The organism is Neorhizobium sp. LMR1-1-1.1 (genome assembly GCF_040675795.1).
In the GTDB taxonomy this organism is placed as follows: domain Bacteria; phylum Pseudomonadota; class Alphaproteobacteria; order Rhizobiales; family Rhizobiaceae; genus Neorhizobium; species Neorhizobium cellulosilyticum.
Window position 1 is genome coordinate 33,411 of sequence record NZ_JBEGHE010000024.1, and the last position, 13,181, is coordinate 46,591.

Annotated in this window: 11 protein-coding genes; 2 read left to right on the forward strand and 9 right to left on the reverse strand. The window is 58.3% G+C overall.

The annotated features are described in order from the left end of the window. From MRBLMR1_RS12960 to trbB, 3 genes are read right to left on the reverse strand one after another with little or no spacing between them, the layout of a single operon-like run. Positions 1-282: a VirB3 family type IV secretion system protein gene (locus MRBLMR1_RS12960; protein ID WP_220359533.1), complete on the reverse strand. Its 282-nt coding sequence runs from the start codon at positions 280-282 to the stop codon at positions 1-3. Beyond that, positions 282-614 (reverse strand): TrbC/VirB2 family type IV secretion system protein, encoded by a 333-nt coding sequence (locus MRBLMR1_RS12965; RefSeq protein WP_009450539.1) that lies wholly within the window; start codon positions 612-614, stop codon positions 282-284. Before MRBLMR1_RS12965 ends, MRBLMR1_RS12960 begins: the two co-directional genes overlap by 1 nt. Further along, a complete protein-coding gene (gene trbB / locus MRBLMR1_RS12970; RefSeq protein ID WP_500064965.1) occupies positions 611-1,591 on the reverse strand; it encodes a P-type conjugative transfer ATPase TrbB in 981 nt (326 codons plus the stop codon). The genes MRBLMR1_RS12965 and trbB overlap by 4 nt, the downstream gene beginning before the upstream one ends. Before the next feature lie 589 nt (positions 1,592-2,180). Here trbB and MRBLMR1_RS12975 point away from each other — a divergent pair. Further along, positions 2,181-4,871 carry an NB-ARC domain-containing protein gene (locus MRBLMR1_RS12975; RefSeq protein WP_500064967.1) on the forward strand — a complete coding sequence of 897 codons (2,691 nt, stop codon included), beginning with the start codon at positions 2,181-2,183 and terminating at the stop codon, positions 4,869-4,871. Positions 4,872-5,147: 276 nt separating this feature from the next. On the opposite strand, the gene MRBLMR1_RS12980 is transcribed toward MRBLMR1_RS12975, so the two are convergent. From MRBLMR1_RS12980 to MRBLMR1_RS13005, 6 genes are all read right to left on the reverse strand, one after another. Next, positions 5,148-5,585, reverse strand: coding sequence for a ribbon-helix-helix domain-containing protein (locus MRBLMR1_RS12980; protein ID WP_500064969.1), 438 nt, complete (start codon positions 5,583-5,585; stop codon positions 5,148-5,150). A gap of 14 nt (positions 5,586-5,599) precedes the next feature. Further along, the gene (locus tag MRBLMR1_RS12985) at positions 5,600-7,588 is read right to left on the reverse strand and encodes a conjugal transfer protein TraG (protein ID WP_500064971.1); all 1,989 of its coding nucleotides are present in this window, start codon (positions 7,586-7,588) and stop codon (positions 5,600-5,602) included. Between the two features lie 142 nt (positions 7,589-7,730). Beyond that, positions 7,731-8,699, reverse strand: a complete 969-nt coding sequence (locus MRBLMR1_RS12990) for a LysR family transcriptional regulator (protein WP_500064973.1) — start codon at positions 8,697-8,699, stop codon at positions 7,731-7,733. Between the two features lie 115 nt (positions 8,700-8,814). Continuing rightward, positions 8,815-9,657 carry an enoyl-CoA hydratase/isomerase family protein gene (locus MRBLMR1_RS12995; RefSeq protein ID WP_435656853.1) on the reverse strand — a complete coding sequence of 281 codons (843 nt, stop codon included), beginning with the start codon at positions 9,655-9,657 and terminating at the stop codon, positions 8,815-8,817. 543 nt (positions 9,658-10,200) lie between these two features. Then, a complete protein-coding gene (locus MRBLMR1_RS13000; RefSeq protein ID WP_500065017.1) occupies positions 10,201-10,995 on the reverse strand; it encodes a DUF3313 domain-containing protein in 795 nt (264 codons plus the stop codon). Between the two features lie 149 nt (positions 10,996-11,144). Then, positions 11,145-12,440, reverse strand: coding sequence for an FAD-dependent monooxygenase (locus MRBLMR1_RS13005; protein WP_500064976.1), 1,296 nt, complete (start codon positions 12,438-12,440; stop codon positions 11,145-11,147). Between the two features lie 86 nt (positions 12,441-12,526). Here MRBLMR1_RS13005 and MRBLMR1_RS13010 point away from each other — a divergent pair, with 86 nt between their 5' ends. Then, a complete protein-coding gene (locus tag MRBLMR1_RS13010; protein ID WP_112156118.1) occupies positions 12,527-13,111 on the forward strand; it encodes a TetR/AcrR family transcriptional regulator in 585 nt (194 codons plus the stop codon). The last annotated feature ends 70 nt before the right edge of the window (positions 13,112-13,181 follow it).

A 13,181-nucleotide genomic window follows, 5' to 3' on the forward strand; every position in this document is an offset into this window, starting at 1 on the left:
TCACACAGACAGATGACCGGGAATGCGCAGATGCCTGCGCCCGACCTCGACAAAGAGCGGATCGCGTTTGGCTGCCCACACCGCGATGAAGTGTCCGACCGCCCAGATGGCGATGCCAACCAGCCAGAGACGAAGGCCGAGGCCGACGGCCCCGGCCAGCGTGCCGTTTACGATGGCGATTGAACGCGGAGCGCCGCCGAGCAGGATATGCTCGGTCAGCGCGCGATGAACCGGGACGGAAAATCCCGGCACCGCATCGAGTTGTTCCAGGCCGCCCGCCATCAGATGAGCGCCCCGCCGCCGAACGAGAAGAACGACAGGAAGAAGGAACTGGCGGCGAAGGCGATGCTGAGGCCGAAGACGATCTGGATCAGGCGGCGGAATCCGCCCGACGTGTCGCCGAAGGCCAGTGCAAGGCCGGTGGCGATGATGACGATCACCGCGATGATCTTGGCGACCGGCCCCTCTATCGACTGGAGGATCGATTGAAGCGGCGCTTCCCAGGGCATCGACGAGCCGGATGCATGTGCGGCGGGCGCCAGCATCAGGCTGATGGAAACAGTTGCGGCGGCGGTTGCCATGATGCGGCAGCCGCGCGAAATCGTGCGGATCATGAAGGTTCTCCTTTCGAGGTGGTAGCGGGGGTAATGGCGTAGTCGCCGTCCGGCCCCAGCCCATCGACGCGGGCGAGTTCGACCAGCCGGCGCGACGATCCGCGGCCGGCAAGGACAGCAACAAGGTCGATGGTCTCGGCGATCAGAGCGCGCGGGACGGTGATGACGGCTTCCTGGATGAGCTGTTCGAGGCGGCGCAGCGCTCCGATGCCGGAACCGGCATGGATGGTGCCTATGCCGCCCGGATGTCCCGTCGCCCAGGCTTTGAGCAGATCGAGCGCTTCGGAACCGCGGACTTCCCCGACCGGGATGCGATCAGGGCGCAGGCGCAGCGATGAGCGCACCAGATCGGAAAGCGTGGCAACGCCATCCTTGGTCCGCATGGCCACGAGATTGGGCGCGGCGCATTGCAGCTCGCGCGTGTCTTCAATGATGACGACGCGATCCGAGGTCTTCGCCACTTCGGCCAACAGCGCATTGGTTAGTGTGGTTTTGCCGGTGGAGGTGCCGCCAGCCACAAGGATGTTGGCGCGGGTGGCGACGTTCAGGCGCAGCACCTCGGCCTGAAGGCTGGTCATGATCCCGGCGGTCACATAGTTGTCGAGCGTGAACACCGCGACGGCAGGCTTGCGGATGGCGAAAGCGGGCGCAGCAACAACGGGCGGCAAAAGCCCCTCGAACCGCTCGCCGGTTTCGGGAAGCTCTGCCGAAACGCGCGGGTTACGGGCATGAACCTCCGCGCCGACATGATGGGCGACGAGACGCACGATCCGTTCGCCATCGGCGGCGGACAGCCTCTCCCCCGTATCGGCCAGCCCTTCGGACAGCCTATCCACCCAGATACGGCCATCCGGGTTCAGCATCACCTCGACCACGCCTGGATCTTCCAGAAACCGGGCGATGGAAGCCCCAAGCGCGGTGCGCAGCATCCGCGCGCCACGGGCAATCGTTTCCGGTTTCTGATGCGGTGCAGTCATAGCGTCCCCGTTCATGACGGGGCGCGCAGAAGACGGACCCCGGATCGGGGTCGATTAAAAGAACCTGATTTTGGGTTGTTTCAACAGATGTTTACGCGTGTGCGGCCATAGGCGGTTATGGGCGGTGAATCGGAGGGAGTGTTAACGGTGGGGAGGGAAACGGATTGGTGGGCTTTGAATAACTGTGCTTGGCAAACGGCGATTGATCTGGCGATCAGGCTTCGTCTGCAGAGCGTTCACCCAAGCCGTTCGACAGCGATTTTGCCGTGCCTAGAAGCGGACCTCCAAATGATGACCGAGTCTGGGAGGAAGTCGCCATTCATAACCGAACCGCTGAAGGACAGCTTCCGGCAGAAGCAGACTTTCGATCGCGGCCTCGTGCGCCCCCCCCCTTGAATTAGGTAGGGCCATCATTCCTACCGGCAGCTATCGGGCGTGCACAGCGCAAAAGCTGCCAACGAATAAGCCTTGGCTAGGGCTCGGCGAGGAAGTATTTTTCTCGTAAGCTCGCGCGAAGCCACATGGCGATTTGAAAGATCCGGAGGGTATCCTGAACGACGAGCTTTACAGACGCTTTGTGCGAGATCTGTTGGAGGATCTGCAAGGCGTGAGCGGTGCGAGTTTGGAGAAGCTGCTCAAGCCGATATGGGACAAAATGGCTGGCGCGGCCGTGCAGACTAATGGGCTAAACCTGCAGGGAGCGCCTATATCGGGAGCGCTGGATGCTTTGTGGCCGGACGGCAGCGCGTCCGAGGCGAGTTCTGACAAGGACTTCTTCAATTCGAAGGAGGCGAAGCTTCGGCACGACATCCGACACTTGCGGCAGGCCGCTCCCCATATCTGTCATTGGCGCATCTTTAGCACGCGCTACGCAGGTCCAACGGCCCGCACACGCCAGAGCAAGCGCAGAGCGAGGTATCTGGCACGCGGGGTGACGATCGACGTCCATGCGGGACAGGACATCGCCGAATACGTCGTGAAGGAGTGCCTTCTCGACGATCGGCTCGTCGCCCGCATCGCGCCCATCCTTCCCAATCTGAGAAGGATTAGCGAGCAGTACGCCGCAAGTCAGAGAGTCCCCGACCTCGACAAAGCGTTCCGCGGGCGCAAGGGCGAAATCGACGCGGTGAAGGGAAAGTTGAGCAACAATCGTTGCGTCGTGATCTCCGGCATGGGGGGGATCGGGAAGACCGAGCTGGCTTGCGCGGTGGCGCACGCCGTGCGCAGCCAATATGAGCAAGTTATCTGGATCGATGCCGCCGCCCTGAAGGACCCAATGGAGCTCGGTGCCTTCGACGTTAGAAGTAACGGCTACAAGCTTAATGTGCTCGGCATCGTCCAGACACAGAGCGCGCTCGTGATCCTCGACAACGTCGCCGTCGACCTTGACCTCGATACCCTCACGGCGAAGTGCGGGCCGGCCTCCAGTATTCTGCTCACGTCGCAGGTCGCTTGGGGCTCCGACCCGCTGAGGGTGGAGGAGCTCTCCAAAACTGATGCGGAGGAGGTACTGTCGGCCGGCGTGCCAACGCCATGTCCTTCGACCGTTCTCAACGAAGTTCTCGATGCCGTCGGCGGCCACCCGCTGCTGCTCCGCATCCTAAACGGCCTCGTAAAGGATGAGCAGGTCGCTTGGGAAGAGCTCGCGGAGGAATGCGCCCACTTGCCAGCGGCGATTGACGAGCGCCGTCAGACGGTCGCGCAGCGAATTGTTCGGCGCAACTTGGCCGTGCTCGGTTCTCGCCTCGCTCCGTTCCTGTGGGCCAGTTCCGCGATCCTCGACTCCGTCCTCGCCAAGCGCCTCATGGGCAGGAGCGGCATCGTTGACCTGGAACGCTGGGCGTTCCTCGCGCGCAGCCAGCGGGGCACCGAACGTCTGCATGACATCGTGTATGCCTGCGCGGAAGCGTTGAGAGCGGAAATCCCGATCGCAGACCAGGATTTGAACGCAAAATTGGAAAAGCTGCTGCGCGCCAACATCGATCCGAAGACCGTCGACTTCGTGCGCGTCGCGCGCCGTCACGGCACCCTCCTCGCACGCCTGCTCGCCGAGCGACCCGTTGGTGGTATCTTGCGGTACGCGTATTTGCACAGTGCCGCTCCTCGCGATTTGAATCCGGAACTGATCGGGGACCCAACAAGTGATGCGGAAGGCTCCGTCGAGGGCCCGGAGCGGGAATGGGTGCTTAGCATAGTGGAGACGGTTGAATGTAGCTATCGGAGCAAACGCGATCGGGGCGATAAGGAGACCGCTAAGCAGAAACTCGAGGGCCGTCTGCCGGTCTTCGACCATCTCGAGCAGCAAGTCGGCTCGTCGTCTCCCAATATCACAACCATCCGGCATCACCGGGCAAAGTCGCTGTTGAAGCTTGGCCGGGTCAAACAGGCAAAGGAAGGCTTCGAAGCTCTTGTAACGACCGACCCCTTCGCCTATCCATCAATGCTCCAGCTCGCCCGTTTGCTTCAGGACGACCCCGAGCGCGCAAAGACGCTACTGTTCGCTATCATTGAGGCGGAACTATCACAGCCTGGCTCGGTGCAGATCACAACGCTAATAGAGTCGCTCGCGACGATGCGCCGACGGCATCTCCATCAGTTTAACCGCGAGATGACCGACCGGTACGGCTCGTTTATGGCGCAGATGATCAAAGCCGCAGCATGGTCCGGAGAAGCGCAGCCCGTCCGCGCGTTCGCAGCCGTCGGGCCTGATTGGTCGTACAGGCGACCCGAACTGTTCCTTGAGGTCTTTCAGGAGATAGACCTCGGTGAACCCGCATCCGCCGAAGACGATGACGAGCGCGTTGCGGTGGGGCGCATCTGCATCGCAGCCGCGAAGATGCTCACCCGTTCGGACAAGACTGGCGAAGCGGAAGCAGAGATCAAGCGGGCGCTATCATTCTTCGCGGCGCTTCGTCGAGTGTCTCCTTTTGCCTCGGTGCATTACGCCGACGCGGCGCTGATGGCAGGCGATGCGGAACGAGCGGGTCAAATCCTTGATGCGATACCCGAGCATCAACGCGACCCGTTTTGGCACCTTCGTCGTGCTGAAGCGACCAGAACCGCTGGAGAGCCGGGTGCCCTTGAACTTGTCGACAAGGGTTTGGTACTGCTCGAGCAGTCGAAGTATCGAGCGACCTTCCTAGCTGCCAAGGCCGATATATTGCGTCCTACGGATCAGGATTTGGCTGCAACGCTACTCCAGGAGGCAATCGACTGCTGCGAAGAGGAAAAGTTTAGATTGGAACTCACCACTCGGCTTTCGAACTGGGGAGCGGTCTGAGCGAAAGATGCTGTTGGGCGCATCGCTGCCAAGCGACTTCGCGCTGATCGAATGGCAAGTTGTGACGGAAATTGCCGTTCAAAACCCGCCTGGTCAACGACTGTCTTTGGTCGCGAGCCGCCGCTGCGTGAATGTCAGCTATTTCCTGGCCCCGGCTCCGAACTAGCCCCCCTTCCGGCCAAGTCTGCAGTTCAGCAGTAACTGACCAAACGTCAGGTCTGCGAAGACGATAGAGGCTCCCCGAATAGCGACGATCGGATGGGAGCAGACATTGGCTTACTCGCTTTTGTCATGCAGCTTATGCTCCCCCGGCACCTCGCGCGAGATTTCTTTGAGGAAGCTGTCACCGGTGGCTAGGCGCTTACCAAGGGACTGCATGAAGCCCTCAAACCGCTCGTTTCCCTTGATGCGCGCAGATTGTTTTGCACTGTCGGACAGCGGCGGCGTGAGGGTCAGCCAGAATTGTACAAATAGCGAGAGGGTTTCGCCCAGCACGGCAATATCCTCGTCCAGCACGTCGAACTGGCGACCGAGTTTGTCGAGGCGGCGCGACATGGCGGCTTCCAGCCGCTCATTCGTATCGCCGGACATGAAGGATGCTACTGCGGCCTCGATCACTGCGGATTTCGAGACATTTCGGCGCAATGCCAGCGCTTCCACCTGTTTCAGCAGAGCGGGATCGAAGTAGACATTCATGCGGGTGCGCGTCGTCATGCCTGTCTCCGCTCTCAAAGCTCGATGCCGTCATTTGGGTCAAGTGACGCCTGCCGCGCCACCATGCGCATACGCTGGCGCATGGCTCGGGCTTTGGCGGCATCGACGTCCGGCTCATCATCGAGGAAATCGAACTCCTGCGCTGGTGGCGGAGGTGGCGGGATGATTTCCTCATGCTCAGGCAGTTCCGGTTCACGCCGAATACCAGCATTGGCCGGATCGTCATCGGATGTATCTGAGGCGGAGACATTGCCGGTCGCAGCCGCAACATTGCGGCTCGTCCAGTCGTCCTGTGCCGATGTGGCGATTTTCACCGGCTGTTTGTGCAGATCGGGCGGTGACATCACCCGCTCCTGAAACCGCGCATCAGCATAGTAGCGTGCCTTGGCAGCACGGATCGGCGGCACCCCCGCCACCATGACGATTTCGTCGGTGGGCGGAAGCTGCATGATTTCGCCGGGCGTCAGGAGTGGCCGCGCCGTTTCCTGCCGCGAAACCATAAGGTGCCCCAGCCATGGTGCGAGGCGATGGCCGGCATAGTTGGTGGAATCGCGCATTTCCGTCGCCGTACCGAGCGCATCGCTGATCCGCTTGGCGGTGCGTTCGTCATTGGCCGCAAAGGCAACGCGCACATGGCAGTTGTCGAGGATGGCATTGTTCTGGCCATAGGCGCGCTCGATCTGGTTGAGCGATTGGGCGATCAGGAATGCTTTCAGACCGTAGCCAGCCATGAAGGCGAGCGCCGATTCAAAGAAATCCAGTCGTCCGAGTGCGGGGAACTCGTCCAGCATCAACAGCAGCCGATGCCGCTTGCCGGACGTTTCCAGTTCCTCAGTCAGACGCCGCCCCACCTGATTGAGGATGAGGCGGATGAGCGGTTTGGTGCGGTTGATGTCCGAAGGCGGAACGACGAGATAGAGGCTTACGGGTTCTCTTGCACTGACCAGATCGGCAATGCGCCAGTCGCAGCGTTCAGTCACGCGGGCCACAACCGGGTCTCGGTAAAGACCGAGAAACGACATGGCGGTCGAAAGCACGCCGGAGCGTTCGTTCTCTGATTTGTTCAAAAGCTCCCGCGCCGACGAGGCAATGACGGGATGCACCCCGGCTTCTTCAAGATGCGGAGTGTCCATCATCGCGCGTAAGGTCGCCTCTACAGGACGGCGAGGATCTGACAGGAAATTGGCGACACCAGCCAGTGTCTTTTCCTTCTCGGCATAGAGAACATGCAGGATCGCGCCGACGAGCAGGCTGTGCGAGGTCTTTTCCCAATGGTTACGTTTGGCGAGACTGCCTTCGGGATCAACGAGAATGTCTGCGATGTTCTGAACATCACGGACTTCCCATTCACCTTGCCGCACTTCCAGAAGCGGGTTGTAAGCTGCCGAATGCACATTGGTCGGATCGAACAGAAGGGCGCGGCCATGACAGGCCCTGAAGCCTGCGGTCAGGTTCCAGTTCTCGCCCTTGATGTCATGGACAATGCAGCTTCCCGGCCAGGTCAGCAGCGTCGGCACGACGAGGCCAACGCCCTTGCCGGATCGGGTTGGGGCAAAGCACAGCACATGCTCGGGGCCGTCATGGCGCAGATAATCCTTGCTGTGCCGCCCCAACACGACGCCATCCGGGCCGAGTAATCTAGCCGCATGGATTTCCTTATCCTCGGCCCATCGCGCCGAACCGTAGGTGGCGACATTGCGGGCTTCCCGTGCCCGGATGATCGACATGAAGAGGGCGGCGGCTATTGCAAGAACCGCCCCGGACGTGGCGATGAACGCACCTTCGGTAAAGATGCCGGGCGCATAGGCGTCATAAGAAAACCACCACCAGAAGAAGGCAGGTGGATAATAAAATGGCCATCCGGCAATATCGAACCAGGGGGCGCCGAGTTGGGGCTGGAAGCCGAGCCGGAAAGCCACCCATTGCGTTGCAGTCCAGACCATCACCACGACGATGGTGAACACGATAATGATCTGGCCCCAGAGTATTCGACCTCCACGCATACAGGCTCCAATCGGCAAGAGAGACAGAGCCGATCAGAGAATAGCGGTTTACGGGAGTGGCAACAGAAAAGGGCTTGCAGGAGGGACGCCGGATATCATCGGCGGCAAATAGGATGGGCTGCAACGGCACCATCAGGGTGCGCTACCGTGTATCCGGAGAAAGGTGTGGGCAGTCCACTTTCTTCGTGACGCTGAGGAGTTTCAAAAGCGCAGGATCGCGGTTTTGGGGCGACCAGACAGCAGAAAAGGCGATCGTTTCCGGTTCGTCGCTGATCGGCAGAAAGCAAACGTTCGCAGTATTGGCTTGGACGACTTCCTCAACAAACACAGAGAGGCCATGGCCGGCCGCAATCATCGAAAGCAAGGTACTGCGTCCGACATCGCAACGGTGAATTGTCGGAGTCAGCCAGTTTCCAGTCGCTCGTGTCACGATCAGGTCATGAATTTGTGGGCCGCTTCCGCCATGTCGAACGAGGAATGTTTCCCCGGCAAGGTGACGCCACTCGATGTGCGTCTGCTGGGCCAAAGGATGCATAACTGGTAACGCGACCACCAGACGGTCACGCCATATGATCCGCGAGTTGAGGTCAGAAATTTCATGTTTCTGAGCCATAAAAGCGATATCAATTCTGCATTCCCGAAGCATGATCTCAGCGTCACGGGCCGTTGCTTCTATGATTTGCAACCGAATACTTGGATACTTTTCGTGAAATTCATTCAGCAATCGGTCGAGGAACCAGCCTGCGGTAAGAGCATAAACGCCGATCCGCAGCTCGCCCTTTTCTCCTCGCGCATTCATTCCGGCGGTCTTGATTGCGGCATCAAGAATGCGGACACCTTCCTGAACCTGATCGACGAACTCGCGACCGGCTTCGGTGAGACGAACGCCCCGCGTGTTGCGCTGGAAGAGAATGACACCAAGGTCCTCTTCCAGCAGCTTGATCCGGGCGCTGACACTCGATTGACTGGTGCCCAATGCCAAAGCGGCCCGTTGGAAACTCAAATACTCGGCAACTGCGAGCGTTTGGACGAGCGATTTTAGTGAAACACGCCCGTCTATAAGTGCGTAAATCCGTGACGCTATTGCAGCGCGACCTTTGCTACGACGCAAAACTACCTCTCTGATAAGATTCGCAGCAAGGAGCACACGTTTTTTGCCGCGAGAATCTACTCATTGAACGAGATCAACGACACCTTTTCGGCGTTCCCATGAGCGATGCAAACTATCAGCGATCTCGGAAACGATGTGCGTTCTTCATGAGGCGTGCGAATGCGCCTTCACGATCGGTAGTCATCTCATACGACTGATGCATCAGGTGAAAGCCCATGTCCTGTACCACTGCTTGCTTCCAAGGCCTGGACAGGATTGCGTGCGTTAGATGACGGGTCATCTTAGACCGTTCCATCATCATTCCAGCGATCTCCCGAGCCCGGGGCAGCAACTCTTCACGTGGCAAGCACTCATTTGCCAGCCCAAGTTCCACAGCGGTGCGCCCGTCGATGCACTGGCCAGTGTAGGCGTAGTAGGCCGCTCGCTTAACGCCTATAGTCCGCTGAAGGATTAGCGCCATTCCATCACCCGGAGGCGTACCGCCAAGGAAATGTGGATCAAAGAAGTCAGCGTCTTCTGCACAAAGCGTAATGTCGCAAAGCGTCGCGAGTTCGCAATGGGTGCCAGGACCGTTGATTATACCGATCGTCGGTATATCGATGTTGAATACCATGTTTTCGATCAGACGTCTTGAGTCGTGAAATAGTGCCAGTTGCTCGTCGCGATCCCATTCGCGGAATGGCGTCGTCCACACCTCGGGATTACCGATTTGCCAGCGATCCCCGGTCCCCGTCACGATAAGAACTTCGTTTTTGCGATCTCGACCGATATCGATCCACGCTTCGCGCCAAGCATGATGAGCTTCCCAGCTATGAACCGCGGGTCCCCCCTCGTGATGAAACCGGCACTCAATAACGCCATTCTCCCTGGTTAGAGCGATAAACTTCTCGTACGACGATTTGTATTGTTCAAATGAACTGCAATGGCTGGAGTCTAGGAAGCTTTTGTGTTCCGACATATCTAGTGTTCTCTCTTTGATTAGATGAAGAATTCAAGGTAAGTAAATTTGGGAATATGCCGCTGTTCGGACCCTACAAATCCAACGTGTCCTGACATGTTTTGGAGAACTTCTGGATGGAATCCCGTAGGCAGCTTTTGATTGTGAGCGGATTTAGCCCGCCACAGATATTCTTCATCTCCGCCTGGCACATCTGGGCCGTATCCCAAAAAATCTGGCATGTTGGAGAAAGTTTCTCTCGATTTTGACGGGCACATTGGTTGATGCTGTCAGGCGATAGCCGCCATGGTCGAACGCAGAGCGAGCGTATCTCCGCGCCGCACGCCTCTTTAACGGCAGGTGACGGCGAGTTTGCCAGCGCTACTTGCGAACACATGCCCACTACGCCAGCCACTACGAACCCCATGAAGACGCGATTCATTGAGTTGTATCCGCAACCGTCTAATCGCCACCTTAAAAGTTCATGCATCAACATGTGCTCGATCTCTTTATTGTTTCGTGACGGTGCGATGGCGTATGCACGAGGTTCCTTCAGCACAGCCATTACTTTGATGCACTTGGTTGGGCTTGGTTGTCTGTCCACTTTGGTGGCGCTCCAAACCGACTGGCGATCAAGCCAACCAGACCAGATGAACGCCCAAAGGTATCGCACGCGGCGTGTTTGGGTGTGCCGCCAAACCAGGACTGAACGCGATGTGCCGAGGGCAGCGAGAGACCGGGGCCGTTTCCATCCTGGCCATCGACTATGAGTTTCGAGAACTCGTTCCCAAAGGTTGCCGCTAACGCGTAAGCGTCCCCAACCTGGGATACTCGCGGCGTGTTTGAAATCGAGTTGGCTCCGCGTGCCCAGACTGTCGCAGCGACCTGATTGCCTGAGTGGTCAACCGCTTCTGCTTCAACGGCAATGCCGCCGAGCCCGATTGGCAGGCGTGGAGCTGCTATTGGAAGCGCAAAACCGGTACCGAGCGTTAACGCTGCGGATGCTCCTGCTGCAACCGTGTCCGTCGGCACGATATCTGTGACGACCGCACGAACGCTTAAGTCGGAACCCTGCCCGTAAGGCACCATGTCAAACCTATCGCTGAGCGATATACAGAGCGCACGATCGAGGATGTTCGCAACCATTCTGCGATCATCTAGGGATTCTACTCGCGAGGCGGCATCATGGGTAAAGCTCGCAGGAATGATCGTAGCTGTCCTCAATGGTGATAGAGCTACGCTGTCAACATACGTGCGCCGCTTAGACAGGGTGCCTTTCTCAGAACTGAGACGACTGTACGAGCTTAGCGTACCGCCCTCTTTCAGAGGCACGGAGGTGCATGCTGTAAGCAAGGGCATAGCCAAGAGGAAAAAAAGCCGAGTACGGCACGGCGATACCAATGTTCCATCAATACGCGACGGGTGGTCCGTGGTGAAACGCTGCCTGCCCAATCCGGACCTTATCGCAATTGTATGCGCGGTTTCGCGCCTCGCAGTATATAGTCCTATCAACGTTCGGCACCCCTGCCTACGCGCTCAGTCGGGCCAGAAGGCAACCTCGCTGTCGCAAGTCCAGTCGCACCCTCCGGTTGCCGCGAGACGGCGGTTGGAAAACGGTATTCGTGGATATCGGCTGGCGTGTCCTTGCCCTGCATCCTTGAGATCAGCGCATTGAGCGGTGGCGACAGTAGCCAGTTGCGAGTGATAATGCCCAGGCGGGTGCGAGGCGTAGATAACCCTGTAAATAGCTGCTTCTGCTTTTGCGCGACCAAAGGGCGCTGGGCAGCTTCGTAGCCTGACAAGGCTGCGGAAGAAATACCATGAGTAGCCAGCTCTCCTGCTAGCCGGTAAGCGCCGGTTAATGCAAGAAGTGCACCCGCACCTGACGCAGGTGAAGCGCAATATGCAGCATCCCCGACGAGCACCACCCGCCCCGACGACCATGATGGCATCTGCACTTGAGCGAGCGCATCAAAGTAGAAATTGGGAGCGCTGTCGGTCTTCTCAAGCAAGGCAGGTACATGCCAGCCGAGACCCGTAAAGGCTTGGCGAAGCAAGTCGCGCTGCTTCTCGACATCGCGGTAATCGTAGCTGAGCGGAGTCTCGCTGCGGAACATGAAGTTGATCTGTCCAAGTCCGGGCTCGGCACGGAAGATTGCTGCGGATTTTCCAGGCTCGTTGTAAAACGTCACCCAGCCGTGTTCCCCCATGGGAAGATCGACGTTCAGAAAAGCAAAATAGTGCTGCTTGAATTTTAAAAACTCTTCTTCTGCTCCGAACACGGAGCGACGAACGCTCGAATGTAGCCCATCCGCGCCGATGACCAGGTCGAAGCGTTGAGGCGGCCCCTTTGCGAAGGTGACATCCACCGCGGCCTCATCTTGCTCGATGGTTTTGATCGTTTCGCCAAATATGTAATTTACGTCATTCTTGGTCGCATCGAAGAGCAGTTCCGCCAGATCCCCGCGCTTGATCTCCAGATCCTCGGAACCCACCATCCGTTCCATCGCCTCAAGTGGCATTCTCGCGCGTTCCCGATCGCGGTGATCGACGAAGCGCATGCCCTCGATTCTCAGCACCTTGGCGCGAACGGCAGATGTGAGGCCCATTCTCTCGACAACGGCGAGGGCTTCGGACCTTATATCCACGCCGTTTCCGCCGCGGCGCAGCTCTGTCGCCTGCTCCACGATGGTCACATCGAAGCCGGCGCGGACAAGCCAGAAGGCGGCTGTCGGTCCAGCGATACTGGCGCCGACGATCAGAACTTTGGGCCGATTGCCGGCAAAACTATCTGCTTTTGACATATCTCATGCTCCTGCATATAAGATACACGTCGCATCCTATATCACAAGAGTCAAGATGCGGCTCGCATCTTATTTTTGAGGTCGTAATGGATACAAAGGCGCAAAGACGACGTGGCCCTGAGTTGGACGAAGCCATTCTTCAGGCTGTCTGGGATGAGCTATCGGCGAAAGGCTATGGTGGATTGACGTTGGATTCGGTTGCGAGCCGAGCCGGCACTAGCAGACCAGTGATCCATCGTCGGTGGAAAAGCTTAAACGACTTGGTAATGGCGGCCTTAGCTCGCTACGTAGCCCTCAACCCAATTTCGATTACGGATCAGGGCAGCGTCCGCAGCGAGATGGTACTGCTACTGAAGCGGCTTTCAGACCGAGCTCAACCTCATTTGATGCGGATTCTCGTTGATATGCGTGAGGACCTGTTGAAGGACAACCTGAGTTTTGTCGATGTTCCCAGCAGGATCGGTGAACATGGACTGGTTGCCGAGATCCTGGAGCGTGGAGCAAATCGTGGTGAAATTGACCTCGCACGCATTACCCCACGAATTGCCTCGTTACCAATCGAGCTAGCGCGTCATGACATGCTAATGACTCTCAAACCTCTCTCTGACAAAAGCATCGAAGAAATCATAGACGAGGTGTTCTTGCCCCTAGTTCTCCGAAGCTGCAAATAACGCTAACTTCTGGAACGTTCGCCTGGGGCGCGTCGTAGCTGTGAAACGCCGTATTGGCATATCGCGTGAA